General features: G+C 68.1%; 23 protein-coding genes. 14 read left to right on the top strand and 9 right to left on the bottom strand.

All coding sequences use genetic code 11. The annotated features are described in order from the left end of the window. Window positions 1-8: 8 nt before the first annotated feature. Both ACFXHA_RS22980 and ACFXHA_RS22975 read right to left on the bottom strand, forming a co-directional pair. Window positions 9-419, bottom strand: coding sequence for a roadblock/LC7 domain-containing protein (locus ACFXHA_RS22980; RefSeq protein WP_379359930.1), 411 nt, complete (start codon window positions 417-419; stop codon window positions 9-11). After that, on the bottom strand, window positions 416-3,535 hold the full coding sequence (locus ACFXHA_RS22975; protein ID WP_379359928.1) for an ATP-binding protein: 3,120 nt from the start codon (window positions 3,533-3,535) through the stop codon (window positions 416-418). Before ACFXHA_RS22975 ends, ACFXHA_RS22980 begins: the two co-directional genes overlap by 4 nt. Window positions 3,536-3,867: 332 nt before the next feature. On the opposite strand from ACFXHA_RS22975, the gene ACFXHA_RS22970 reads away from it, so the two are divergent. The 9 genes from ACFXHA_RS22970 (at window position 3,868) to ACFXHA_RS22930 (ending at window position 12,347) form a co-directional block, all read left to right on the top strand. Beyond that, window positions 3,868-4,557 (top strand): response regulator transcription factor, encoded by a 690-nt coding sequence (locus tag ACFXHA_RS22970; RefSeq protein ID WP_379359926.1) that lies wholly within the window; start codon window positions 3,868-3,870, stop codon window positions 4,555-4,557. 89 nt (window positions 4,558-4,646) lie between these two features. Beyond that, the gene (locus tag ACFXHA_RS22965) at window positions 4,647-6,032 is read left to right on the top strand and encodes an ATP-binding protein (RefSeq protein WP_379360679.1); all 1,386 of its coding nucleotides are present in this window, start codon (window positions 4,647-4,649) and stop codon (window positions 6,030-6,032) included. 501 nt (window positions 6,033-6,533) lie between these two features. Beyond that, window positions 6,534-8,045, top strand: coding sequence for a S1C family serine protease (locus ACFXHA_RS22960; RefSeq protein WP_379360677.1), 1,512 nt, complete (start codon window positions 6,534-6,536; stop codon window positions 8,043-8,045). Window positions 8,046-8,143: 98 nt separating this feature from the next. Next, window positions 8,144-8,638: a molybdenum cofactor biosynthesis protein B gene (locus ACFXHA_RS22955; protein WP_379359924.1), complete on the top strand. Its 495-nt coding sequence runs from the start codon at window positions 8,144-8,146 to the stop codon at window positions 8,636-8,638. After that, window positions 8,635-8,931, top strand: a complete 297-nt coding sequence (locus tag ACFXHA_RS22950; RefSeq protein ID WP_379359922.1) for a hypothetical protein — start codon at window positions 8,635-8,637, stop codon at window positions 8,929-8,931. The genes ACFXHA_RS22955 and ACFXHA_RS22950 overlap by 4 nt, the downstream gene beginning before the upstream one ends. Before the next feature lie 247 nt (window positions 8,932-9,178). Continuing rightward, the gene (locus tag ACFXHA_RS22945; RefSeq protein WP_379359920.1) at window positions 9,179-9,850 is read left to right on the top strand and encodes an MspA family porin; all 672 of its coding nucleotides are present in this window, start codon (window positions 9,179-9,181) and stop codon (window positions 9,848-9,850) included. Window positions 9,851-9,910: 60 nt separating this feature from the next. Then, complete coding sequence (locus ACFXHA_RS22940; RefSeq protein ID WP_379359918.1) at window positions 9,911-10,582, top strand: MspA family porin; 672 nt, start codon at window positions 9,911-9,913, stop codon at window positions 10,580-10,582. A gap of 342 nt (window positions 10,583-10,924) precedes the next feature. Then, entirely contained in the window at window positions 10,925-11,602 is a 678-nt protein-coding gene (locus ACFXHA_RS22935; protein WP_379359916.1) for an MspA family porin, read from the top strand. 64 nt (window positions 11,603-11,666) lie between these two features. Next, on the top strand, window positions 11,667-12,347 hold the full coding sequence (locus ACFXHA_RS22930) for an MspA family porin (protein WP_379359914.1): 681 nt from the start codon (window positions 11,667-11,669) through the stop codon (window positions 12,345-12,347). Window positions 12,348-12,442: 95 nt separating this feature from the next. On the opposite strand, the gene mscL is transcribed toward ACFXHA_RS22930, so the two are convergent. The 5 genes from mscL to ACFXHA_RS22905 all read right to left on the bottom strand — a co-directional run bounded on the left by mscL (window position 12,443) and on the right by ACFXHA_RS22905 (window position 16,300). After that, complete coding sequence (mscL, locus tag ACFXHA_RS22925; RefSeq protein WP_379359912.1) at window positions 12,443-12,841, bottom strand: large conductance mechanosensitive channel protein MscL; 399 nt, start codon at window positions 12,839-12,841, stop codon at window positions 12,443-12,445. Between the two features lie 87 nt (window positions 12,842-12,928). After that, complete coding sequence (locus ACFXHA_RS22920) at window positions 12,929-13,576, bottom strand: SAF domain-containing protein (protein WP_379359910.1); 648 nt, start codon at window positions 13,574-13,576, stop codon at window positions 12,929-12,931. A 96-nt stretch (window positions 13,577-13,672) separates the two neighbouring features. Next, window positions 13,673-13,978: an FmdB family zinc ribbon protein gene (locus tag ACFXHA_RS22915; protein WP_379359908.1), complete on the bottom strand. Its 306-nt coding sequence runs from the start codon at window positions 13,976-13,978 to the stop codon at window positions 13,673-13,675. Window positions 13,979-14,048: 70 nt separating this feature from the next. Beyond that, window positions 14,049-14,633 carry a 5-formyltetrahydrofolate cyclo-ligase gene (locus tag ACFXHA_RS22910; protein ID WP_379359906.1) on the bottom strand — a complete coding sequence of 195 codons (585 nt, stop codon included), beginning with the start codon at window positions 14,631-14,633 and terminating at the stop codon, window positions 14,049-14,051. 23 nt (window positions 14,634-14,656) lie between these two features. Continuing rightward, window positions 14,657-16,300: a purple acid phosphatase family protein gene (locus tag ACFXHA_RS22905; RefSeq protein WP_379359904.1), complete on the bottom strand. Its 1,644-nt coding sequence runs from the start codon at window positions 16,298-16,300 to the stop codon at window positions 14,657-14,659. A 198-nt stretch (window positions 16,301-16,498) separates the two neighbouring features. On the opposite strand from ACFXHA_RS22905, the gene ACFXHA_RS22900 reads away from it, so the two are divergent. The 4 genes from ACFXHA_RS22900 to glpR all read left to right on the top strand — a co-directional run bounded on the left by ACFXHA_RS22900 (window position 16,499) and on the right by glpR (window position 20,649). Beyond that, the gene (locus tag ACFXHA_RS22900; RefSeq protein ID WP_379359902.1) at window positions 16,499-17,419 is read left to right on the top strand and encodes a UTP--glucose-1-phosphate uridylyltransferase; all 921 of its coding nucleotides are present in this window, start codon (window positions 16,499-16,501) and stop codon (window positions 17,417-17,419) included. Between the two features lie 44 nt (window positions 17,420-17,463). Then, a complete protein-coding gene (gene glp, locus ACFXHA_RS22895; RefSeq protein ID WP_379359900.1) occupies window positions 17,464-18,723 on the top strand; it encodes a gephyrin-like molybdotransferase Glp in 1,260 nt (419 codons plus the stop codon). A gap of 9 nt (window positions 18,724-18,732) precedes the next feature. Then, window positions 18,733-19,383 carry a GNAT family N-acetyltransferase gene (locus ACFXHA_RS22890; protein ID WP_379360675.1) on the top strand — a complete coding sequence of 217 codons (651 nt, stop codon included), beginning with the start codon at window positions 18,733-18,735 and terminating at the stop codon, window positions 19,381-19,383. A 204-nt stretch (window positions 19,384-19,587) separates the two neighbouring features. After that, window positions 19,588-20,649 (top strand): gephyrin-like molybdotransferase receptor GlpR, encoded by a 1,062-nt coding sequence (gene glpR, locus ACFXHA_RS22885; RefSeq protein WP_379359898.1) that lies wholly within the window; start codon window positions 19,588-19,590, stop codon window positions 20,647-20,649. 218 nt (window positions 20,650-20,867) lie between these two features. On the opposite strand, the gene ACFXHA_RS22880 is transcribed toward glpR, so the two are convergent. Both ACFXHA_RS22880 and ACFXHA_RS22875 read right to left on the bottom strand, forming a co-directional pair. Next, entirely contained in the window at window positions 20,868-21,872 is a 1,005-nt protein-coding gene (locus tag ACFXHA_RS22880) for a hypothetical protein (protein ID WP_379359896.1), read from the bottom strand. Continuing rightward, window positions 21,872-22,618, bottom strand: a complete 747-nt coding sequence (locus ACFXHA_RS22875) for a ParA family protein (protein WP_379359894.1) — start codon at window positions 22,616-22,618, stop codon at window positions 21,872-21,874. The genes ACFXHA_RS22880 and ACFXHA_RS22875 overlap by 1 nt, the downstream gene beginning before the upstream one ends. Window positions 22,619-22,937: 319 nt before the next feature. On the opposite strand from ACFXHA_RS22875, the gene ACFXHA_RS22870 reads away from it, so the two are divergent. After that, window positions 22,938-23,858: an NlpC/P60 family protein gene (locus tag ACFXHA_RS22870; protein WP_379359892.1), complete on the top strand. Its 921-nt coding sequence runs from the start codon at window positions 22,938-22,940 to the stop codon at window positions 23,856-23,858. Window positions 23,859-23,860: the final 2 nt, after the last annotated feature.

The following is a 23,860-nucleotide window of genomic DNA, read 5'->3' as shown; positions in this document are numbered from 1 at the left end:
CGGCTCATCTAGGAGGCGGTGCGGGCGGTGGCCGAGACTGCGGATCCGACCCGGTCGACGAGGAGGGCCATCTCGTAGCCGATGCGGCCGATGTCGTGCTGCTTGTTGGCCAGCACCGCCAGATGCGAGCCATTGCCGACGCTCATGACCAGCAGGTAGCCGCGCTGCATCTCGACGATGGACTGCATCACCTTGCCGCCCTCGAAAAGCTGTGCGGCACCGGCGGACAGGCTGGCCAGACCGGCGGTCACCGCGGCCAGCTGTTCGCCGCGATCGGACGGCAGGTGTGGGCTGGTGGCCTGGAGCAGACCGTCCGCGGAGACCAGGACGGCATGCGAGACGCCCGGCACCTCCCGGGTGAAGCGAGTGACCAACCAGTTGAGGTTCTCATCCGTGTTGGTGCTCTGGGTGTCGGTCATGCATACCCTCCGTCGTTGTACTGGGAGTCTGCCCGTCCGGAACGGACGCCGCTGAGATGCCTGCTCAGGCTGGTGCGGATCTCGTCCGGATTGCGGCCTTCGCCGTCGTCCTCCTGGGCGACGGCACCGGGCACCAATTGGGCGCCGGGATGCCGGATCGGCAGCCCGCCCTGGGTGCGGCTACTGGTGGTCGGGTTGGCCGCTTCTTCGGCCGCGGCCCAGCCGGCGTCCGAACTCGACGACCACGCCGCGCTCTCGTATTCGGCGCTTTCGATTGCAGCGCTCTCGTTTACCGCCGTGCCCTGTCCAGCCACGCCCTGTCCGGCGCCGCCCTGTCCGGCCCTGTCCGGTTCGTTGGCCGGTTCCACCAGCCACTCGGAGACCATGCGCTGGAAGATCGGCGTCGGGGCGGGTGCGGCCGCGTTGCCACGAATGCCATTGGCGGCGTTGCCGTTGGCTCCGGTAGTGCCATCGGGTTCGGCACCGCCGGTGGGTCCGGGGTGGCCCTCGAACGCCGCGTTGGCGCGCGGGACCGTGCGCTCGACGGCATCCGAGACGGGGCCGACCGAGCCGTGGCCGGCCGAGCCGACCGGGCCCACGACATAACCGTTCTCGGTGGGGCGAGCCACGGGGTGCTCGCCGGTGCCGAACGCGCTGTAGCCATTGCCGAACGACGTGCCCGCGCTCTCGGCCTCGGCGCTGAACACGTACCCGGAGTTGTTGCCGCCCGCGGTGATCGGGGTGATCGGTTCCGGTTCCTGCGCTGCGGCCTCGGGCGTCGGTGCCTCACCCCAGAAGTCCAGTTCCGCAGGGGCGGGCGTGGCCTCGGATTCCGGCCGCAACGCGGTCACGCCGTAGGCGCGCGCCTCGTCCGGTGCGGTGAACACATCGGTGAAACCGTCGGAGAAGCGATCCTGCGCCGGCGGTTCGCGCCGGGCCGGCAAGGGCAGCACCGGTTGTTCCCCGGTGTCCGGGCCCGGCTTGCGCTGCGGCAGGCCGGAACTGGTGGTCGCGAAGCGCCCGGTGTTGGTGGCCGCGGGCTGGGCCGGTTCGGGCGGGTTGGGCACCGGTGTCAGTCGAGGTGGCGTGATCACCGGCTGCGGTGCCGAACTCGGCCCCGCGGGAAGGCCGACCGGTGCGAACGGCATCGGTCCCGAACCCATTCCGGCGGGCATCGGGATCGGCCCCGAGGCCATCGCGGCCGGGGGCACCGGCAGCGCCGTCGGCACCGCGTACTGCCCGGTCGGGTCGCCGCCGCGCTCCGGCGCGGGCGAGACCAGGCTGCCCGGCAGATGCACGCTGGCGGTGATGCCCGGCTGCTGCACCATGGCGGAGGTGCGGCGCAGGCTGACGGTGATGTTGTGCCGCTTGGCCAGTCGGCCGACGACGAAAAGACCCATGCGGCGGGCGGTCTCGACATTGACCTCACCACCGGAGGCCAGGCGATCGTTGATGCCCTGCAGGTCCTCGGCGTTCATGCCGAGGCCGCGGTCGGTGATCTCGATGAGATAGCCGCCGTCCACCGCGCGCGCCACCGACACCGCCACCGGGGTGGTGGGCGGGGAGTAGCGCAGCGCGTTGTCGATCAGCTCGGCCAGCAGGTGCTCGATATCGACGGCCGGTTCACCGGCGACGATGCCGTCGGGCACGGTGCCGATCTCGACGCGCTGGTAGTCCTCCACCTGCGAGACCGACGACCACAGCATGTCCGAGAGCGGCACCGGCGCGAGATGGCCACGGCGCAGCGCGGTTCCGGCCAGCACCAGCAGGTTGTCGCCGTTGCGGCGCATGCGGGTGGCGAGGTGGTCGAGGCGGAACAACGACTGCAGCCGCTCGGAGTCGTCCTCGTCGCGCTCGAGTTCCTCGATCAGGCTCAGCTGCTGCTCGACGAGGGATTGGCTACGGCGCGAGAGGGTCTCGAACATGTTGCCGATCTGCAGGCGCAGGCGCGCCTGTTCGGCGGCCAGGTGCAGCGCCTGGGCGTGGATGTCGTCGACGGCGCGGGCCAGCTGCCCGATCTCCTCGGTGGTGTGCACGTCGACCGGGGTGATCTCGGGGGTCGCGCCGCCGGCGCGCACCACCTCCAGCTCCTGTGGCAGGTCGATGTGGGCCACCTGCAGGGCATCTCGCCGCAGGCGCCGGACCGGCACGACCAGCGAGCGGGCCACCACCAGCGCGAGCGCCAGACCGGCCAGCAGCATCCCGATCACGACCGAGGTGTCGCGCAGCACGTTGTTGCGGGCCTCGGTGGTGAGCTGGGACAGCTTGCCGTCCATGGAGCCGGCGACGCCGCTGGTTTCCTTGTCGTAGGCGTCGGCACTGCTGCGCAGCGAATCCTGCATGGCCGGCAGGGTGCCCGCGTCGGGCACGTTCTGCATCAGGATGCCGACGCGGGTGCCCGCATTGTCCTTGAGCGTGTTGGCGTTCACCGCGGCTTCGGGCGCGAGCCCGCGGTACACCTCGATCATGGTGATCTCGGCGCCGATCGCGGTGAGCAGCTTGGTGCGCAGCGCCGGGTTGTTGCCCGCGCCCGGCACCGCGAGCATGACCCGCTCCTGGGTGAGCAGCCGCGCGGCGGTCAGCGCCGCGCCGAACTGCAGGAAGGATTGCTGGACGCGAAGGTCACCGACGGTGGGCGCGTTGGTGAGTGCGTTCTGGGCTCGCGTCTGGACCTCGTCGGCCTGATCGCCGATGGTTTGCGGCGAGCTGGTGCGCAGACTGTTGCGCATGGTCTTGGCGACCGCGACCGAGGTGCCCAGTTCCTTCACGACGCCGGGATCGGCGTTGGAGGACTTGAGCACGGTGTCCAATTCGGCCTGCGCCTGATCGAACTTGGTGGTAGCCGCGTCGAGCGCGGGGTCGGAGTCCTCGTTGCCGCCGGTGATGGCCGCGACCGCGAGTTCATTGGTGGCGGTGACGAATTTGACCGACGAGCGCATGACGTCCATCTGCTCGGTCGCCGCGCTCAGTTTCGAAATGGTCTGCAATTCGCTGTTGATGCGCAGTACCGCGAAGGTCGCGGCGAGGAGCACCGGGAGCACCAGCACGATGCCGACCTTGCGGGTAACGGGCCAGTTGGACAGGCTGAATTGCCACGACCGGGGTGCTGCTTCCATCCCGCTTCCGTTGCCTCCGCTTTTCACGAGTGACCCCCGGGTACGTATGCGGTTGTACGGCTTTGGGGTCGAACCCACGCAGAACCAACTAGAGGTCTTCTTTTACGGCCTGCAACATACCGCGTGAGCTGCGTAACGGCAATTCGAGCGACTCGCAGGTTTAGTTTCCGAATGCGGCCTTCCTGCAACGTTTTTCGCGTCGATTCGGTTGCCATTGCAACCATGTCGCCGCGGGCATCCGAAAAACCCGCAGGTCACCTGCTCGAGCCGCTCGGCGTGTCGGAGGGGACCTTCTCAGTCACCTCTCAGTCGCTGTGGGCAGACTGGTTGCCATGCGCATTCTGGTAGTCGACGACGATCGCGCGGTGCGAGAATCGCTGCGTCGTTCGCTGACCTTCAACGGGTACACCGTCGACCTCGCCGTCGACGGTCTGGACGCCTTGGAGAAGACCGCCGGCCAGCGACCCGACGCCCTCGTCCTGGACGTCATGATGCCCCGCCTCGACGGCCTCGAGGTGTGCCGCCGCCTCCGCAGCACCGGCGACGATCTGCCGATTCTGGTACTCACCGCACGGGATTCGGTCTCCGAGCGCGTCGCCGGCCTCGACGCCGGCGCCGACGACTATCTACCCAAGCCCTTCGCGCTGGAGGAACTGCTCGCCAGATTGCGCGCCCTGCTGCGCCGCACCGCGGGCGATCCGGTCGACCCGGCCTCGGAGGCCATGAGCTTCGCGGACCTGTCGCTGGATCCGGTCACCCGCGAGGTCACCCGCGGCGAACGCCCGATCAGCCTCACCCGCACCGAGTTCTCGCTGCTGGAAATGCTGATGGCCAACCCGCGCCGGGTGCTCACCCGCAGCCGCATCCTGGAAGAGGTGTGGGGCTACGACTTCCCCACCTCCGGCAACGCGCTCGAGGTGTACATCGGCTACCTGCGCCGCAAGACCGAGGCCGACGGCGAAATTCGTCTCATCCACACCGTGCGCGGCGTCGGCTACGTGCTGCGCGAGACCCCGCCGTAGGAGCCGAGCTCGTGGGTAGAACCGTTCCCCGGCGGCCGGTGGTCGCCGGACTCGGGTCCCGTACGGAGACGGCCGAACTGCGGCCGCCCATGCCGTTGACCCGATCGGTGTCACTGCGCTGGCGCGTGACCCTGCTGGCCGCCTCCGTGGTGGCCGTCGCCGTCGCCTTCACCTCCATCGCCGCCTACGCCATGGTGGCGCGTTCGCTGTACGCCGACGTGGACTCGCAACTGCGGGCCCGCGCCTCGGTGATGATCGACAACAACCTCGACAGCCTCGGCTTCCAGTCGCTGGTGTTCGTCGGGCTGTACACCAGCGATGTCGGTGTGGCCCTGGTCTTCCCGGACCAGTCCCAGTACGTGCCGCCGCAGACCACCCTGCCGCCCATCGGCGATCAGGAACGCGCGGTGGCGCGCGGCGAGATCGGCTCCTCGCTGCGCACCGTCGGCGATCAGCGGGTGCTGGCCCGGCGCACCCACTCCGGGTCCACCCTGGTGGTCTCGCAGCGGCTGCAGCCCACCAAGGAGGTCCTCGACCGGCTGGCGTGGCTGCTGTTCGTGGTCGGCGGGTGTGGGGTCGTGGTGGCCGCCGCGGCCGGAACCACCGTGGGCCGCACCGGTTTGCGGCCCATCGCGCGGCTCACCGCCGCCACCGAACGCATCGCCCGCACCGATGACCTCACCCCCATCCCGGTCACCGGCGACGACGAACTCGCCCGGCTCACCGAGAGTTTCAATACGATGCTGCGCGCCCTCGGCGAATCCCGGGAGCGGCAGCGCCGATTGGTCGCCGACGCCGGGCATGAGCTGAAGACGCCACTGACGTCTTTGCGCACCAATATGGAACTGCTCATCGCCTCCTCGCGGCCGGGCGCGCCCCGCATCCCGGACGAGGACATGGCCGAGCTGCGCTCGGATGTGATGGCCCAGATCGAGGAGTTGTCCACGCTGGTGGGCGATCTGGTGGACCTGGCCCGCGAGGACGCCCCGGAGACCGTCTACGAGCAGATCGACCTCGGCGACGTGGCCGAGCGGGCGCTCGAGCGAGTCCGGCGGCGGCGCACCGGAATCGAATTCGACGCCAAGCTGCGGCCCTGGTTCATCTACGGCGACGAACCCGGCCTGGAACGCGCACTGCTCAATGTGCTCGACAACGCCGCCAAGTGGAGCCCCGAGGGCGCGAAGGTGTTCGTCACCATGCGCGAGAGCGGGCGCGGCCTGCTGGAGTTCGCCGTCGAGGACGCCGGACCCGGCATTCCGCCCGCCGAACGCGAGCTGGTGTTCGAACGCTTCTACCGGACCACCGCCTCGCGTTCCATGCCCGGTTCGGGCCTGGGTCTGGCCATCGTGAAGCAGGTGGTGACCAAACACGGGGGCACCATCAACATCGATACTTCCGACCGTGGCGGCGCTTTGATCCGTATCGTGCTGCCAGGAGAAGGTGCACCACCGCATTCCGTGGTCGCGGACAACTGAGCTCGACAGCTTGGACAACTGCACACCGTAAAGCTGGGCTAGAAGCAAGCGCGGTCTCAGTCCGCTCTCAGTCGTTCCCGCCAGGATTGGCGACGAGACTCGAGGAGAAAACGAGAAATGACCGAGGATTCGAACCAGCGGGGCACCGAGCCCGAGGGCAACGCCGCGAACGAAGGCGCCGCCGCCGAGGCCGCGAACCGGGCCGCCCAGCCGAACCCGCCCGCGGGCGACCAGCCCTTCACCCCGCCCGCGACCCCGGCCGATTCGCCTCGCACCGCGGACGCACCGGACACCACCTCCGGGCTGCCGCAGCGCGACCCTTCGGGCCCGGCCGGCCCGGCCACCCCGGACGCCGGTTCCCAGCCCTTCGACGGTTTCTCCGCACCGCGGCCCCCGGCCGCTCCCGCATCGCCCGCGCCGGGTGGGCCGGGATTCGATGCGGCGCAGTCGTTTTCCGCGGGCGCGTCGCAGGGGCAGGGCGGCGATCCGGCCACCCAGGTGATGCCGGGTGCCGCGTACGGCGCTGCGGGACAGCAGGGTTCGGAGTGGGCGCGCGGCGGCGATCCGGCCACGCAGGCGATTCCGGGCGCGCCCTACGGTGCTCCGCACGGCGGTCCGGCTCCGCAGGGCGGTCCCGCCTACGGCGCGGCTTTCGGTGGGGCACAGCCCTATTCGGAGCAGTACGGGGGCGGTAAGCATCCGACGGAGGAGATTCCGGTCGGATCGCCGTACGCGCCTCCCGGTGCGTACGGGCAGGCGTATGCGGCGTCGGGGGCCGGATACGCGACCGGTCAGCATCCGGCGTACGCGACGGGTCAGCATCCGACACAGGTCATTCCCGGCATGCCCGGGGGACCGGGTATGCCGGGTGGACCGGGCATGCCGTACGCGGCGGCCCCCGCGCCCAAGCGGTCCGGCCGTGGCGGGCTGGTCGCGGGCGCGGTGGTGCTCGCACTGCTCAGCGGCGGCATCGGCGGCGGCGTGGGTGCGCTGGTGGCGCACAACGACAATCACACCGTCGCGACCAATGCGCTCGATCAGCCGGTCGGCAAGGGCAAGGCCGAGCCCGCGCCGGACGGTTCGGTGCAGGCCGTGGCGCAGAAGGTGCTGCCCAGCGTCGTCATGATCCAGGTGGCGGGCGTGAAGGCCGAGGGCGAGGGCTCCGGCGTGATCCTGTCCTCGGACGGCCTGATCCTCACCAACAATCACGTGGTCAGCGGTGCGGGCCAGAACGCCAAACTGACGGTGGCGTTCAGTGACGGCACGACCGCCCCGGCCACGGTCGTGGGCGCGGATCCGATCTCGGATATCGCGGTCATCCGGGTGACCGGCAAGGCCGATCTGAAGCCGGTCGACCTGGGTTCGTCCGCCGATCTGGCGGTCGGCCAGGGCGTGGTGGCGATCGGTTCGCCGCTGGGCCTGGCGGGCACCGTCACCAGCGGCATCGTGTCCTCGCTCAACCGGCCGGTCTCGACCAGCGGCGAGCCGGGCTCGCAGGGCACGGTCATCGACGCCATCCAGACCGACGCCGCCATCAACCCGGGCAACTCCGGTGGCGCCCTGGTCGATATGAACGGCAAGCTGATCGGCATCAATACCGCCATCGCCACCATGGGCACCGCGGAGTCGGCGGGCGCGCAGAGTGGTTCCATCGGGCTGGGTTTCGCGATCCCGGTGGACACCGCGCGGCGGGTGGCCGACGAACTGATCAAGAACGGCAAGGCCACCTACGCCCAGATCGGCATCACCGTGAAGGCGCAGGACGATGTGAACGGTGCGCGCGTCATGGACGTGTCACCGGATGGCCCGGCCGCCAAGGCGGGCATCCCGAAGAACGCGATCATCACCAAAATCGATGACCAGATCGTGGATTCGGGCAACTCACTGATCGCCGGGGTGCGCTCGCACCGGCCGGGCGACAAGGTCAAGGTGACCTACACCGACGACCAGGGTAAGAACCCGAAGACCGTCGAGGTGACCCTCGGCGAGGCAGCTGTGGAGGGCGGCCGATGATGAATCGAACGAATAGCAGGGAACCCGTACCGACGATTCGTGTCACCCCGGATGGGGGTTGGGAGCTGTTGTCGGACAAAGGCACTACGGTGAGCACCATGGAAATCGATGCCGCTGTGGCCGGCCGTGCTCTTGTCGTGGTCGTCGACGATCGAACCGCCCATGGCGGGGTGGATTCGCTGGGTCCGCTGGTCACCGAGCTACTCACCGAGGCCGGGTTCCTGGTGGACGCCTCGATCTCGGTGCAGGCCGACGAGGTGGAGATCCGCAATGCGCTCAATACCGCGGTGATCGGCGGTGTCGATCTGGTCATCTCGGTCGGCGGCACCGGCATGTCGCCGCGCGACGTGACGCCGGAGGCCACCGAAGAGGTGCTCGACCGTGTGCTGCCGGGCATCAGCGAGGCGCTGCGTTCCTCCGGACTGGCGTCGGGTTCGCTGGAAGCGGGTCTCTCGCGTGGGCTGGCCGGGGTGTCGGGCAGCACGCTGGTTGTCAACCTGCCGGGTGCGCGGGCGGCGATTCGCGATGGCATGGCGACCCTGGGTCCGCTGGCCAGCCGCGTGATTGATGAGTTGTCCGGTCTGTCGGAATGACCGACGCCGGTAGTCCTTCGGGGCCGGCCGATTCCACAGGATCGGCCGACCCCACCGAGTCGCCGGACTCTGATCCCACCGAGTCGACAGACTCCGATTCGATCGAGTCGCCCCGTCCGGCCGAGCGCCGGGCGGGGCCTCGTCGTTTATCTCCCGCCGAGCGCGCCCGTCTGGCCCGTATCTTCGGCGACGAATTGCCGTCCGCGTCCAAGGACGAGCGCTCGCCCGAGCCCGAATCCGGTGGCTCCTCCGATGATTGGCTGCGTTCGCAGGTCCCGCCGCATCACGGCTGAATCACGCTCTTATCCCGACTGCTGAGAATTTGCCATTGCTCTCACGGTGGGATTTGGCGTGTCCTTAATGATTCTGTTGCCATTTGGTAGCTGTTGTGGCTAAGGTCTCCATCGGGTCAACAAAGCTACGGCTCTATCGGTTTTGACATGCATGCTCGAGCGTTGCCTCCGATAGGAATGCCGAGCCGTAGCGACCTCTTCAGCCCCGGTGGTCGGGGTTGTCCGCAAGAAAACTGATGAGGGAACTATGAGCGAGAACCGGACTGCCGGTTTGCGGCGCGCCGCCCGTATTGCGGGTGTGGGCGCGGCCGCCTCTGTGGCCTTGGGCCTGATGTCCACCGGCGCCGCAAACGCTGACACCTTCGTGCCGTTGCCGGACGGTCACAAGGTCGCCGCGGGCGTCACCATCGATCGAGTCGGCGAGTCCGCCGTCATCTCGCCGTCGCTGTCGGCGAACGGCGCGGGACGCACCGCCTGGCTCTCGGGCAAGGTCATCGCCAATGTCGATACCCCGGACGGCAAGGTCGGCCCGAACAACGGCCCGAAGAACGGCCCCGGTTCGAACAACTCCTCGACCCACGGCACCTCGCAGGTCAACACCGGTTACATCATCGGCTGCCAGGTCAACATCTCCGACAGCGCGATCTCCGCGGGCGTCTCCGGTGGCGTGAGCCTGACCGGCGCCAACGCGGGCGGCTCGATCGGTCTGAACCTCGGCCCCGGCCAGGTCACCTTCGTGCAGGTCAACTCCAAGGACATCCCCAGCTCGGGCACGTACTCCATCGATTACAAGGATGTGCCGGTCGACGTGCAGGGCTGCGCGGGCTACGCCCAGGCGCGCGCCTACACCGTGGTCGAGATCATCGGCGACAACTACTCGAAGACCACCCTCTACGGGCAGCCGTTCAGCCTCGGCTGACGTGTGGTCATTACCCGATTCATTTCTCGCGTAAGCGAATTCGACCCTAGAGGGAAAATCATGAACGTTCGCAAGACGATGGCGCGGGCCGCCGGGATCGGCGCTGTCGCCACCGCTGCCCTGGGCCTGTTCTCGACCGGCGCGGCCAATGCCGACACCTTCATTCCGCTGCCCGGCGGCTCGATGACCCAGACCATGGACGACGGCACCGTCGTGACCATCACCATGACCGGCGAGTCGGCCAACATCAACCCGTCCATGGGCGCCACCCCGCTGCACCGCAATGCCTGGGCCTCGGGCTCCGCGCAGGTGCAGCTGTCGGGCACCAACGGCACGGTCGGCGGCAAGATCGTGCCCGGTTACGTGGTCGGTTGCCAGGTCAACATCTCCGGTGGCGGCGCCAACGGCGGCCCCAGCGTGGGTGCCAACTACGACGGCTCGAGCCCGACCGCCGGCGCCAATGTCGGTGGCAACCTGACCCTGGGCCCCGGCCAGTCGAAGGCCTTCTACCTGCTCGATCAGGAAATGCCGGACGACTACGGCCAGGAAGCGCACTACGTGCGCAACAAGTTCTCGGGTAACTCGGGTTCGGTGACCTGGTCGGACGAGACCATCAACCTGAACGGTTGCGGCGGCTACGCGCAGGCCCGCTCGTTCGTGGCGGTCCAGATCGAGACCGATCACGTCATCACGGCCTACACGCTGTGGGGTCAGCCCTTCAGTCTCGGCTGACATCGATCCAGCTTCGGCTGGATCAGTTTCCGCTCAGCGGAATGCCCAAGGGGCCCGGTGCAATAGCACCGGGCCCCTTTTGCTATCCATGACTTTCTCGACATACCTGCGGGTTTGTCTCAGCCGGTGACCGATCCTGTTCGCTCACGTCTCAAAGCTCACAGCGGTGATGTAAAGTGCCCTCCGTCGCTACGCGAAAAGAATTTGTTACCAGTAACACAGTGGCAACAATGTGGCGACAAACTCTACCGGGGATTCGCAAGGGTCCCAGGGGATTCGCAAGAGTCCCATTTCAACCTCGGTGGTCGAGGTTGAACCGCTAGAAACCTGATGAGGGGAAGTATGAGCGAGAACCGCACCCACGGTGTGCGCGTCGCGGCCCGTTTTGCGGGCATCGGCGCGGCCGCGGCCGTGGCCATCGGCCTTTTTTCCACTGGTGCCGCTAACGCTGACACCTTCGTGCCGTTGCCGGACGGCCAGAAGGTGAACCCGGCGGGCACCGTCACAATCACTCGGACCGGAGAGCACGCGATCGTCTCGCCGTCGCTTTCCGCCAATGGCGCGGGTCGCGTCGTGTGGGTCAGCGGCGCCGCGAGCGCCGTCGTCGACACTCCGGACGGCACCACCGGTCCGTGGAACGGCCCGACCAACAGCCCGGGTTCGAACAACTCGTCCACCCATGGCACGTCGATCATCAGCACCGGCTACATCGTCGGCTGCCAGATCAGCATCGGCGAGGACGCGATTTCTGCCGGAATCTCCGGCAACGTCAGCCTGAACAGCGCGGGCCTCGGTGGCTCGCTGGGTGTCAACCTCGGCCCCGGCCAGGTGGCGTTCGTTCAGATCGACTCGAAGGACATCACCAAGTCCGGCACCTACTCGGTCGAGTACCGGGACGCGGAGATGCAGATCCAGGGTTGCGCGGGGTACGCCCAGGCGCGTGCGTACACGACGGTCGAAGTTATCGGCAACGACTACTCCAAGACCACCCTCTACGGCCAGCCTTTCAGCATCGGCTGATGTGGTCTACACCCCGCCAAATCCTTTCTCGCGCAAGCGATTCGAATCTTCGAGGGACAACCAAATGAACATCCGTAAGACCGTGGCGCGGGTGGCCGGTGTAGGTGCCGTTGCCACTGCCGCTCTTGGCCTGTTCGCCCCCGGCGCCGCCAACGCCGACACCTTCATTCCGCTGCCGGGCGGAACCATCACCCAAACCCTTTCCGACGGAACCGTTGTCACGGTGAACCTGGTCGGCGAGTCCGCCAACCTCTCCGGGTCGATGGGTGCCACCCCCGTGCACCGCAACGCCTGGGTCTCGGCCTCGGCGCAGGTTTCGATCTCCGGTGACACCACCGCCACCGGCGGCAAGATCTACCCCGGTTACGTGGTCGGCTGCCAGGTCACCATCGATGGCGGCAACGTCAACGGTGGCGCCACCGGTGGTGCGAGCTGGGACAGCTCGGGCAACGTCACCCCGCAGGCCGGCGCCAACACCGGTGCCAACCTGACCCTCGGCCCCGGCCAGGCCAAGTCGTTCTACATCCTGGATCAGGAAATGCCGGACGACTACGGCAAGGAAAGCCACAAGACCCGCAACAAGTTCACCGGCAACAGCGGTTCGGTGACCTGGGCCGATGAGACCATCGGTCTGAGCGGTTGTGCCGGTTACGCCCAGGCGCGCGCCTTCGTGAGCGTCGAGGTCGAGACCGACAACGTGATCAGCTGGGTCACCCTGTGGGGCCAGCCCTTCAGCCTGGGCTGATCCGCCTGAGCTGACAAGCTGAAATACCAACGGGCCCGGTGCTTTTCGCACCGGGCCCGTTTGCTTTGTCCGGCTTCAGCTTTCGTGTTTGTCGCCTAGCTTTCGTGTTTGCCACCGGCGCTGCGTTCGGCGAGCAGATCCCGGATCTGGTGCAGCAGTTCGTTATCCGTGAGCGCGTCGTCCTTGCTGCCCCAGCGGGACTTGGCCTTGTTGGCGGGGATCACCAGCACGAAGTAGAGCAGCGCCGCGATGATCACGAAGTTGAGCGCCGCGGTGATGATCGGCCCGATCGCCACGAAGGTGGCGGGTTTGTCGGCCACCAACTGGAAGCCCAGGCCGAGTTGATTGGAGCCACCGAACAATGCCAGCAGCGGATTGATCACGCCGTCGCTGAAGGCGGTGACGATGGCGACGAACGCGGTACCCATGACCACGGCCACGGCCAGGTCGACGACATTGCCGCGTAGCAGAAAGTCCTTGAAACCCTTGAGCATTGCCGAAACTCCTCTACTCGAGCTGATCGAACGCAGTGGTATTCGGGTGTAGAGCGCTATTGGGGCTGTACGGCGATGCTAGTTCATTCAATGAAAGACCACGGTGAGCGCCGTGCGCAGCGAGGCCGCCGCCACCGTCGTGGCCCGGCGGGAATCCAAGGCCACCAGCACCACCCGGTCGGCGCGCCCGCGCCCGCCGTCGGACCCTGACACCAGCACCACGACCGCGTCCGAGGCCAGCAGGCGGGCCGCCCGCGCGCCCCCGCCGGAGTCCGCGCCCGCGACCACGTCGACCCGGTCACCGGCTCGTAGAATCTCGGCAACGGCATTGTCCGCCAGGCGAATCGGGACGATGCGCGCATCGGGTGCGTGCGCCGCCAGCGCCGCCAGCCGCGATCCGACCACGCGCGGTTCGGTCACGATCTCCCCGGCCGCGAGGCCGCCCGCCAGGGTGGCGCCGCGCACTCGTCCGGCGTCGCGTAGCGCTCCCGCGGGCAGCGTGGCGGTCTCGCGTGGCGCGGTCCGCAGATCACCGTCGCCCAGTACCTGACCGGGGGCCAGGTCGTGGGCGGCGACCAGCACCTCGGTATGTCCTGCGGTCGGCTCGGTACGGACGGCCAGAAAGGCCGCGAGCGCAAGTAGCCCGACCGCCGACGCGCGTCGCGCCCGCGGCGCATCCGCCCCGGTCAGGCGGCTACGGAAGTCTTCCAAGAATGCTCGGACCGCTCGCGTCATGGGGGCAGCGTAGGGCCGTGCCCGGGGCGACACGCGCGCCGAAAAGCCGGGCTGTGGAGAACGGCCCGGCTGTGGATGAACGACGAGAAAAGGGGATTAAGCGGCCGAGGTGCTGCTCGGCGTGCTGGTCGACGTCGAGGCGGACGTGGTGCTCGACGCGGCCGAGGAGCTGGAGCCGCTGTCCGGGGTGGACGCGGGCTTGGCGGCCTCGGAGGAGGTGGAGCCGTTGCGGCTGTCGGTGCGGTAGAACCCGCTGCCCTTGAAGACGATGCCGACCGAGTTGAACAGCTTGCGCAGCTTGCCGTTGCACTGATCGCAAGTGGTCAATGCGTCATCGGAGAAGGACTGCACGATGTCGAACTTGTTGTCGCACTCGGTGCATGCATACGAGTAAGTAGGCATCGGGTAACCTCCACGCTCTTCGTCGAATTGGCACTCTACAGCTGGCAGTGCCAACGCTGCCAATCGGGTGTCAATTCCCGACGTGATCTTCCAGTCGCCGCAGACCGCCGAACGGGGTCAGTGCCCATCCCATTCGGTGGTCGTGGGACTCCTCCGGCAAACGCGCCACGAGTTCGTCGTCACGCACCACGGCGACCAATCGCGCATCGGCGCGGCAGGCGCCCAAACTGCGATCGTAATAACCGGCCCCGCGCCCCAATCGGACGCCTCGCCGATCCACCGCCAATGCCGGAACCAGAATGGTGGCGGCGAGCGCGATCCCATTCGCGACCGGCTCGCCCTCGGGTTCGCGGAGTCCGAACCGCCCGCGCCGCAAGCCTTCCGGTCCGGTGTACTCGGCCCATTCCAGCGGGCCGGGCTCACCGGTCACCGGAAGCAGCACCCGGGCCCCGGCCGCGCGCAGCGCGTCCAGCATGGCGAGCGATCCGGGCTCGCCACCGACGGGTACGTAGGCGCACACCCAGTCGTCGCCGCCGAGTTCGGCGGCGGCCGTCGCCAGCGCCGCCGCCTCGCGTTCCCGGCTCTCCGTCGAGAGGGCCTTGCGCGCCGCGAGGATCTCCTCGCGCCACGCTCGCTTGTCCCGTTCGCCCGTCACGCTCCCACCCTAGGGAGCCGCCCTCAGCGGTCCGAGCGGGGCCGGGTGAGAGTGAAGGTGTCGATCGCCTTCAGCTCGCTGCTCGGTCCGGTGAGCGCGTAATAGGTGCCCTTGATGGTGGTGTTGCCGCCCGGTGTCCCCGGGTCCACGTCGAAGGAGCAGAACCCGTACGGGTTCGCCGCGTCCTTGAAGGCCGACCAGGGCGCGTCCTCGAGCACGTACACGGGGGTCTTCTTGCCGGTGGCCGGATCCACGTCGCCGACGGAGGTAATGACCCGGCACTTGTCGCCCGGGAAGAACAGCTGATTGGACGGCGAGGAGGTGCCACCGCCGCCGATCACCAGGTGCACGGTGCCCTTGGTGGTGTCGACCACGTCCTTGCGGGTGTCGGCGGGCTTGGGGGTGAGCGTCTCGAAGCCGGTGGTGCCACGCACCGGATGGGAACGCTCGTAATGGTGTTCGTGCCCGCACAGCACCAGATCGACCTGGTACTTGTCGAACAGCGGCAGCCAGTCCTGCCGGATGCCCAGGTCCGCGCCGTTGAACTTGTCGGCCGAGGAGATGGCGACCTGGTGCATGAACACCACCACCCAGTCGATGCCCTTGTCGGCGCGGGCCTTGGCCAATTCGCCTTCCAGCCACCGCTTCTGGGCGCCGCCGGAGTAGCCCTTGACGTAGCTGTTGCCGCCGTCCTGCAGGCAGATGTCGTCATTGGCGACGGCGATGACGCGCACGCCGCCGACGGTGAAGGAGTACCAGAGGCCCTTGGCGTGGTCCTCGGCTCCGGCGTCCGGCACGCTGAAATACGTTTGGAATGCCTGATATCCGATGGGCCCGTTGCCGAGTTCGTTCTCGTGGTTGCCGGGCGCGGGCATCCAGGGCCGGTAGCGGGCGGAGCGAGAGTTGTTGGTCCAGTAGTCGTTCCAGGTGCGGACCCGGTCGGTGGCGATATTCGCGTAGCAGAGGTCGCCGTTGATCAGATTGAACAATGGCGCGAGCGACTCCACGGCGGCGGTGACGTCGCCGGCGTATTGCGAGCCGAGATTGTCGTTGAGGGCCTTGCCGTCGACGATCTTGCCGACCGTGGGGGTGCCCTGATCGCCGAAGCTGGTGAAGCGGAACTTGGCGCGGCCCGCGGGAGCGGTGCGGATGGTGCCCAGTTCCGGCGGCGCGCCGTCGTGCCCGGCGGCGTACACGTAGTCGGTGTCGGGGGACAGGCCGGTGATGCGCGCGTGGTGGGCCTGAATCTCGATGCCCGACTTGGCATCCCGATAGGTGCGGGTCTCGGCCTGCACGCTCTTGCCGAAGCCCGCGTCGGCGGTGCCGTAGCGCACGGTGGGTGCGGTGACCGATCCGGTGGTGTGCCAGCTGACCACGACCTCGCGGGTGGCGTCGGCCCCGAACTGCAGGTGCAGTCCCGAAACCCGCGGCGCGGCAGCCCGATCGGGACTGGTCACCAGCTCGGCCGAGCGCGGCCAGGCGGCGGCGTTGGAGGTGTCGCTGCCGCGCAGTGCCACCGCACCGCCCGCGCCGACGGCCAGTCCGGCGATACCGGCGATCGCGGACGCTCCGAACAATCGGCGGCGGCTGAGTCCGGCGGCGGCAGCGTTCGGTGCGGCGGTGTTTTCCGAGTGATCGGAGCTGTGGGGATCCTCACGGTCGGTCATAGGTGTCAGCTAACAACCGCTGGGTACGGCGAAGGTCACGGCGTGGCGAACATGAAATGAAATAAACAGGTCGGTCTACCAGATGAGACTCGGTCCGGCGTTCGATGCGCCCTTCACCGTCGCGACCTTTAGGCTCTCGGGGATATCGAGGCGGCCACGAGCCGCTTCGAGCTTTTCACGGATGGATAGGGTGAATTCATGACAGCTAACGGCGGCGGAGCCGATGCGTGCTTCCGCACCGCGGTGGTACCCGCGGCGGGGCTCGGCACCAGGTTCCTGCCCGCGACCAAGACGGTTCCCAAGGAGCTGCTGCCGGTGGTCGACACCCCGGGCATCGAATTGGTCGCCGCCGAGGCCGCGGAATCCGGCGCCAATCGGCTGGTGATCGTGACCTCGCCCGGAAAAGACGGTGTGGTCGCGCATTTCGTCGAGGATCTGGTGCTGGAGAGCACCCTCGCCGAACGCGGCAAGTTCCATCTGCTCGAGAAGGTGCGCAAGGCCCCGGCGCTGCTGGACGTGACGTCGGTCGTGCAGGAGGAGCCGCTGGGCCTGGGTCACGCGGTGGCACAGGCGGAATCGGTGCTCGACGACGACGAGACCGCCATCGCCGTGCTGCTGCCCGACGATCTCGTGCTGCCCTCGGGCGTGCTGGAGCTGATGGCGCAGGTGCGCTCGGAACGCGGCGGCTCGGTGCTGTGCGCGATCGACGTGCCCAAGGACGAGGTCAGCGCCTACGGCGTCTTCGATGTCGAGGAACTGCCGGGCGCTCCCGAGGACGTGCTCAAGGTCAAGGGCATGGTCGAGAAGCCCGCCGTGGAGGACGCGCCGTCGACCTTCACCGCCGCCGGGCGATACCTGTTGGACCGCGCCATCTTCGACGCGCTGCGCCGCATCACCCCGGGCGCGGGTGGCGAACTGCAGCTGACCGACGCCATCGCGCTGCTGATCGACGAGGGTCACCCGGTCCACGTGGTGGTCCATCGTGGGTCGCGACACGATCTGGGCAACCCGGGCGGTTATCTTCGTGCTGCGGTCGATTTCGCGTTGGAGCGCGAGGAATACGGTCCCGCCCTGCGCGAGTGGCTCGAACAGCGGCTCGGGCGGACCGGAACCCGCTAGCCGACCGCGCACCAACAGGCCAGTGGAGACAATGGAAGGGCGGCATGCGCTCGGTTGAGGATCAGCAGATCAAGGTGACCGCCGCGGCCGTGGCGCCGCGGCCGGTCCGGGTCGCGATCAGCGAGGCCCAGGGACTGCTGTGTGCCGAGGACGTGGTCACCGAGCGTCCGCTGCCCGGATTCGATCAGGCCGCCATCGACGGATATGCCGTGCGCAGTGTGGATGTCGCGGGCGCGGGCGCGAGTATCCGTGACGAGGACGGCAATTCGGTGGATCTGAGTCTGCCGGTGGTGGGTGAGGTGGCCGCGGGCTCGCGGCAGCCGATTCGCCTGCAGCCGCGTCAGACCGTGCGGGTGGACACCGGCGCGCCGCTGCCGACCCTCGCCGATGCGGTACTGCCGCTGGAGAACACCGACGGCGGCCGGGCTCGGGTGAAGGTCTACGAGTCGGTGCGCTCGGGTGATTACGTGCGCCGCATCGGCGATGACGTGCAGCCCGGGGATCTGGCCGTGCGTGCGGGCACCATCATCGGCCCGGCCCAGGTGGGTCTGCTGGCCGCGGTCGGCAAGGACAAGGTGCTGGTGCATCCGCGCCCGCGGCTGTCGGTGCTGTCGGTCGGCGGGGAGCTGGTCGACATCGATCGCACGCCCGGTCCGGGCCAGGTCTACGACGTGAACTCCTACGCGCTGGCCGCCGCCGCGCGCGACGCGGGCGCGGATGTGAACCGGGTCGGCATCGTGAGCGCCGACCCCAAGCGGCTGCGAGATGTGGTGGAGGGCCAGCTGGTTCGCTCCGAGGTGGTCGTGATCGCGGGCGCGGTCGGCGGCTGGGCCTCCGAGCAGGTGCGCGAGGCCCTCGAGGGTCTCGGCGAGCTGGAGATCACCCGGGTGGCCATGCATCCCGGTTCGGTGCAGGGTTTCGGTCTGCTGGGCCGCGACGAGGTGCCGACCTTCCTGCTGCCTTCGAATCCGGTTGGTGCGCTGGTGGTTTTCGAGGTCATGGTGCGGCCGTTGATCCGGATCGCCTTGGGCCGCCGCCATCCCATGCGCCGGGTGGTGCGGGCGCGCACCATCCTGCCCATCGCCTCGATTCCGGGCCGCCGCGGTTATCTGCGCGCGCAGCTCATGCGCGACGAGCAGACCGGTGACTATCTGGTGCAGCCGCTGGGGGGTCCGAACGGCGCGTCTTCGCATCTGCTGGCCACCATGGCCGAGGCCAACAGCCTGATCGTGATCGATCCGGATGTCACGGAGGTGCGTACGGGGGACGAGGTGCGGGTCGCGTTCCTGGCACAGCGAGGGTAGGGCGTGGACATGAATGTCTTCCGGACCGCCCAGCATCCGGGCTGGCCGGCGCATCTGGGACCGGTGCGGGTCGCGGCCGGTGTGGTCACGCTGCGCCCGATCCGCCTGCGTGACGCCTCGGTGTGGAGCCGGATCCGGGTGCGGGACAGGGATTATCTGGAGAAGTGGGAGCCGACGGGCCGCGGCCCGTGGGAGGCCCGCAACCATTCCAGCAATTGGCCCGCCCTGTGGTCGGCGCTCAAGGCGGAAGCCCGGCGCGGCGCCATGATTCCGCTGGTCATCGAGGTCGACGGGCAGTTCAGCGGGCAGCTCACGGTGGGCAATATCGTGCGTGGCGCACTGCGTTCCGCGTGGATCGGGTACTGGGTGTCGAGCGAGCTGGCGGGTCAAGGGGTGGCGACCGCGGCGCTGGCATTGGGGCTCGATCACTGTTTCGGTGAGGTGGGCCTGCACCGGGTGGAGGCCACCGTGCGGCCGGAAAACCTTGCCAGCCAGGCGGTTCTGCGCAATGTCGGCTTCCGCGAGGAGGGGCTGCTGCAGCGCTACCTGGATGTCGACGGGGCTTGGCGCGACCATCTGCTGGTGGGCATGACCGTCGAGGAGATCTCGGGCACGGTGGTGGACAGGCTGATTCGCGCCGGGCGCGCCACCAAAGCCTGATAAGTCGCTGTGCAGTGCGGCCGTGAGATTTTCGTACCTCACTCCTGTGACTAGTGTTGCGGGTGTGATCGGCGCGCCTGTGGGGAATTCCGGTTTGGTGGAATTAACCTACGGACGTCGGTGGTGCGTCCGCCTACCAACCGGTAGGTGTTGCGGGGCACGTCGAAGGGACAACGATCTGGGCGGGACGGAGGTGTGACGGCAATGCCGAATTCGATCTTGTGGATCGGTTTGGTGGTGCTCTGGGTCTTCGTTCTGTTTCCCATGCTGGCCAACCGTCATCCGCGCATCCGTCAGCACACCGACGCCGCCCTGTCCACGCGGGTGTTGCATCGTGGTGGGGCCGAGCGAAGCGCTAGGAAAGGTCCGGCGACCGGACATGACACCGACCCGGACTACGTACCGGTTCGCAGGAAGCTTCAGCACCCGAGCGAGGATCCGGAGGATCGGATGACCAGATCGGACGACAGCGTGGCTGCATCGGACGAGAAGGAAGTCGACACCGAGGGCTCGAGCAGTGTCGCCCAGGCAACCACCGTAGCGGCCCAGGTCACCACCGAAGCGGCCGCGCCCGAGGCGGATTCGGCGGAGACCGCCGCGGAGCCGGAGGAGAGCGACGAATCCGAATCCGGGACAGGCGAACCCGAGCCGGTCGCCGCCGAAGCTGCCGTCGAGGAGCCGGATCCCGAGCCGCGCGCACCCCAGCGCACCCGCATCCCTGCCCTCCGCGCGCCCGACCCCGCACCCGAGCCGGAACGCGAATCGGATTCCGACGACGAGGATTTCGTACCCTCCCGGCGCGGCCGCGGCGGCTTCGACGCCGAGGCGGACGCCGCCGCCCGCGCGGCCCGCTACACCTTCCGCCAGCGCGCCGTCCTGGGCCTGGTGCTCTCCACCCTGATCCTGGCCGCCGCCGGCTTCGCCATCGCCTCGCTGCTGTGGTCGCTGAGCGCCCTGTCCGTGGTGGCCCTGGTGGGCTACCTCGGCTACCTACGCAGACAGGTGCGCATCGAGGCGGACATCCGCCGCCGCCGCGCCGCCCGCTCGGTTCGCAAGCGCACCGACCTCGAGGACGAGGCCCCCGCCCGCGACCGTCCCCGCCCCGACCGCGAAGAGACCCGCACCCAGCTCCGCCGCGCCGTCCTGGTCGAACCCGACGACGAGGACCCGCTCTTCGAACACCTGGAACTCTTCGACGCCGCCGAGGCCCGCGCCACCCGCCAGCGTGCCACCGGCGGCCGCGAACGCCGCGCGGTAGGCGAATAACAGCACCAGCGAGAGGGGCTCCCCGGGTTAACCGGGGAGCCCCTCTCGCTGTATGCGGTAAGCCCCCGGGAGTCCCGAGAGTTGGTTCGCCGCATTGTGAATAGCCTTTTGCTATCGCACTGTTCCCGATCTCGTCGATCGCCGATCGAATCAATTGCGAAGCGGCACATAAAGAAGGGGCCCGGCACTCGGCCGGGCCCCCTTCTTTCGATCCGTTGTCAGCCGACCGGAATCTGCCGCTCGATGAGTTCGGCCATGGTGCGCAGTTTGGCGGCGAATTCCCGAGCCGCGACCGGATGGTCGGTGGACCCGCGCACCACTTTCTGCGTGAGTGCGGTGAGTCGTGATTCGACCGAACTGAATACGTCGGTCGTCTGCGACTGCTCCTCGATCACCTCGCCGCGCATCCACGCCTGCAGCCGCTGCACTACTTCGCTCTCGTCGTAGTCGTCGGGCAGTACCGCGACGGCTTCGCGGAGCTTGCCCGCGGTGACCTTCACATCGGCGGCCAGCGTGGTGTACACGGTGACCGCCGCCTCCTCACCGTAGGCCGCCGCCACCGGCAGCAGCTCGCGGATCTGTCCCTCGTTGAGCGACGGTGCGACCGGATGCAGTCGCGCCGCCAGCGGCCAGGCGCGGATCAGCTTGTGCGCGTAGGACCGTTGCATGTCCCACCGCTTCTCCACGTACTCGTCGAAGGTGGCGTGCTCGGCACGGTAGAGCCGGGCATCCCGCACGATCTGCAGCGCGCGCCCGGCGGTCCAGAAGGCGACCCGCAGGGCGTCGATGGAGGATTCGCAGACTTCGAGCTGTTCGCTCTCCGAGCTGCTCAGCGGGCCCGCACCGGCCATGGCGGGCAGCGGCATCTCCAGCACCGAGGCCGTGGGTTCGGATGGTGGCGTCGGCGTGGGTGCGGGCGGTACAGCGACCTGCTCGTCCGGAACCGGCGCTACCGGAACCGGCCGGGCGGGAACGGCTTCCAGCACGGCCACCGGCGACGGGGGAGCCGGTTCGGTGTCGGCCACCGGTTTCGCCGCGACCGCGGGTTTCGTCGACGGCGACATCAGCACCGCGGTCGCCGCCTTCGACAATTGCGGCGTGCGTGGCCATTTGGCGTCCCGCAGCGGGGAGACCGGGGGAGTGTGCTCGGCCTCATCGGAGAGCGGGTTGCGGCCCAGCCCCCCGCCGCCGCCGATGGAGCCTTTACGGCGTTGCGGTGGCATCAGGCCGGCACCTCCATCGGAATACGGGTCGCCGCCACGGCTTCCAGATAGGGCCGTATCAATTCGTCGCCGACGGCTCGATATTCACCGAGATCCTCGATCGGATTCTCGGCGCCGTCGCCGACTTCACCGTCGGCGGCTTCGCGATACCACTTCCACGCGCTGACATAGGAGTCGAAGACGTCGTATCCGGCGTCCTCCAGATTGCCGCGCTGGGTGCGGTATTCGGTGGAAACGTTGACGCCGTTCTTCATGGTGACGGGCACCTTGGTCATGAGCACGCGCACGCGAATGGCGCGATCGTGTTCGGCGGCGGCCTCCTCGGCGGCCCGATAGGTACTGGGCACGCGCTTGACCTCCGAGGGGCTCACGCTGGTGACCAGCACGAGTTCGTCGCTCACCGGGACGGCGGCCTTGAAGATCTCGGCGGACTCACCACCGGCGTCGACGATGATCACATCGAAGTTGCGGGAATTGTCGGTGATGCAGTCGTGCACATGCCGAGACGGGAAGGCGAGCAGTTCGAAGGGGACGTCGACTTCGGCCTTCTGTAATCGCCGATACCAGGAGTACCCGGTCTGACTGAGCGGGTCGGCGTCGATGACGAGTACTCGAAGTTTGTGCACGCTGGTGAAATACGAGGCGAGGAAGAAGGCGGAGGTCGTCTTGCCCACGCCGCCTTTGAGATTCCCCAGCGTGACCACGAGAGGTTCGGGAAGATTCGGTAGCGCACCGGATTCGGTCATTGAACATCCTCCTGATGATGGGGAGGGCAGGTTTACCGTTCGCCAGTCTCACACGGGCGCGCGTCCAAATCCGTCACCGCGCGCGTGATGTCGCGGATTTCGGCCGAAATCGACTGTGTCCAAGGCCGAAAACTGCTGTGTCCAATTGGACACAGCCGTCAATGGTTACTGTTTCGTTATGAATAACACGCCTGTCATTCGTTGCGCCGCCTGATCTTCCGGCGAAATATGCAATTTCGGATCTGCTGGCAGTACCGAACATTCGCGAGTGTTGGACGGAAACCGGATAGCCCACGGCTTAGACGGAGGACGACCGCTCATGGAACAGATCGGTGATAGACAGAAGGTTCTGAAGCTTCCGCGGCTGAGCCTGCGGACCCTGGTCACAGGAGTCCTCGGCGCGGCGGCCGTGGGTGCGGCCCTGCTGTTCACGGCGGGCGAGGCGCATGCGGCGCCGATCGAGGTCCCCGGTATCGGGGCGATCGACATCCCGAACGAGATCGCGGCGCAGCTGGGTATCCCCTCATCGGGGCAGCCCGGGATCGCCGTTCCGGCACAGGAATCCACGGGTGGGGAAGCCGGTGGTTCCCGTCCCGTGACGAATCCCGATGCCGACGACCGTATTCCGGGTGTCGGTGAGGCGGATGCCTCGCGGATGGTCGCGATCCCCGAGCGGGTCGCCATCACTCCCGCGGACCCGCTGCAGGATCCCGTTCCGGTGCAAGCACTCTCGCCCGAACCGTTGCGCCCGGCCCCCGCGCCGGAGGTCCGCTCGGTGGTGGTGGCCGGACTGGGCACCTTCCAGCTCCCGAACGTCCTGCCGCCGCTGACCGGCATCCCCGGAGTCACCGATGCCGCGGCAGCGCCCGCGTCGGTGCCCGCGAGCATGCCGCGGGTGACGCCCGGCCAGCGCGCCATCGAGGCGGCCCGCAGCAAGCTCGGTGCGAATTACCGCTCGGGCGGCAACGGCCCGGACTCCTTCGACTGTTCGGGTTTCGTGCAGTGGTCCTATCGCGAGGCCGGAGTCGAATTGCCGCGCACCAGTTATTCGCAGCTGGCCTCCGGCACCCCGGTACCCCTGGACGAATTGCAGCCCGGCGATCTGGTGTCGTATTACGGCGGCGGTCATTCCGCGCTGTATCTCGGCGACGGCAAGATCATCCATGCCAGTGACAACAGTTCCGGCGTGAAGATCTCACCCCTGAACAATATGCCGGTGACCGGAGCCCGCCGCTTCTGATC

Source organism: Nocardia sp. NPDC059240 (genome assembly GCF_042753865.1).
GTDB lineage: Bacteria > Actinomycetota > Actinomycetes > Mycobacteriales > Mycobacteriaceae > Nocardia.
The sequence above is the reverse complement of the archived record's forward strand: the minus strand, read 5'-3'. Positions and strand labels throughout refer to the sequence as shown.

Coding starts and splice junctions, on each gene's coding strand:
- ACFXHA_RS22980 (WP_379359930.1), bottom strand. CDS start 419: ATGACCGACACCCAGAGCACCAACACGGATGAGAACCTCAACTGGTTG.
- ACFXHA_RS22975 (WP_379359928.1), bottom strand. CDS start 3,535: ATGGAAGCAGCACCCCGGTCGTGGCAATTCAGCCTGTCCAACTGGCCC.
- ACFXHA_RS22970 (WP_379359926.1), top strand. CDS start 3,868: ATGCGCATTCTGGTAGTCGACGACGATCGCGCGGTGCGAGAATCGCTG.
- ACFXHA_RS22965 (WP_379360679.1), top strand. CDS start 4,647: ATGCCGTTGACCCGATCGGTGTCACTGCGCTGGCGCGTGACCCTGCTG.
- ACFXHA_RS22960 (WP_379360677.1), top strand. CDS start 6,534: ATGCCGGGTGCCGCGTACGGCGCTGCGGGACAGCAGGGTTCGGAGTGG.
- ACFXHA_RS22955 (WP_379359924.1), top strand. CDS start 8,144: ATGGAAATCGATGCCGCTGTGGCCGGCCGTGCTCTTGTCGTGGTCGTC.
- ACFXHA_RS22950 (WP_379359922.1), top strand. CDS start 8,635: ATGACCGACGCCGGTAGTCCTTCGGGGCCGGCCGATTCCACAGGATCG.
- ACFXHA_RS22945 (WP_379359920.1), top strand. CDS start 9,179: ATGAGCGAGAACCGGACTGCCGGTTTGCGGCGCGCCGCCCGTATTGCG.
- ACFXHA_RS22940 (WP_379359918.1), top strand. CDS start 9,911: ATGAACGTTCGCAAGACGATGGCGCGGGCCGCCGGGATCGGCGCTGTC.
- ACFXHA_RS22935 (WP_379359916.1), top strand. CDS start 10,925: ATGAGCGAGAACCGCACCCACGGTGTGCGCGTCGCGGCCCGTTTTGCG.
- ACFXHA_RS22930 (WP_379359914.1), top strand. CDS start 11,667: ATGAACATCCGTAAGACCGTGGCGCGGGTGGCCGGTGTAGGTGCCGTT.
- mscL (WP_379359912.1), bottom strand. CDS start 12,841: ATGCTCAAGGGTTTCAAGGACTTTCTGCTACGCGGCAATGTCGTCGAC.
- ACFXHA_RS22920 (WP_379359910.1), bottom strand. CDS start 13,576: ATGACGCGAGCGGTCCGAGCATTCTTGGAAGACTTCCGTAGCCGCCTG.
- ACFXHA_RS22915 (WP_379359908.1), bottom strand. CDS start 13,978: ATGCCTACTTACTCGTATGCATGCACCGAGTGCGACAACAAGTTCGAC.
- ACFXHA_RS22905 (WP_379359904.1), bottom strand. CDS start 16,300: ATGACCGACCGTGAGGATCCCCACAGCTCCGATCACTCGGAAAACACC.
- ACFXHA_RS22900 (WP_379359902.1), top strand. CDS start 16,499: ATGACAGCTAACGGCGGCGGAGCCGATGCGTGCTTCCGCACCGCGGTG.
- glp (WP_379359900.1), top strand. CDS start 17,464: ATGCGCTCGGTTGAGGATCAGCAGATCAAGGTGACCGCCGCGGCCGTG.
- ACFXHA_RS22890 (WP_379360675.1), top strand. CDS start 18,733: ATGAATGTCTTCCGGACCGCCCAGCATCCGGGCTGGCCGGCGCATCTG.
- glpR (WP_379359898.1), top strand. CDS start 19,588: ATGCCGAATTCGATCTTGTGGATCGGTTTGGTGGTGCTCTGGGTCTTC.
- ACFXHA_RS22880 (WP_379359896.1), bottom strand. CDS start 21,872: ATGCCACCGCAACGCCGTAAAGGCTCCATCGGCGGCGGCGGGGGGCTG.
- ACFXHA_RS22875 (WP_379359894.1), bottom strand. CDS start 22,618: ATGACCGAATCCGGTGCGCTACCGAATCTTCCCGAACCTCTCGTGGTC.
- ACFXHA_RS22870 (WP_379359892.1), top strand. CDS start 22,938: ATGGAACAGATCGGTGATAGACAGAAGGTTCTGAAGCTTCCGCGGCTG.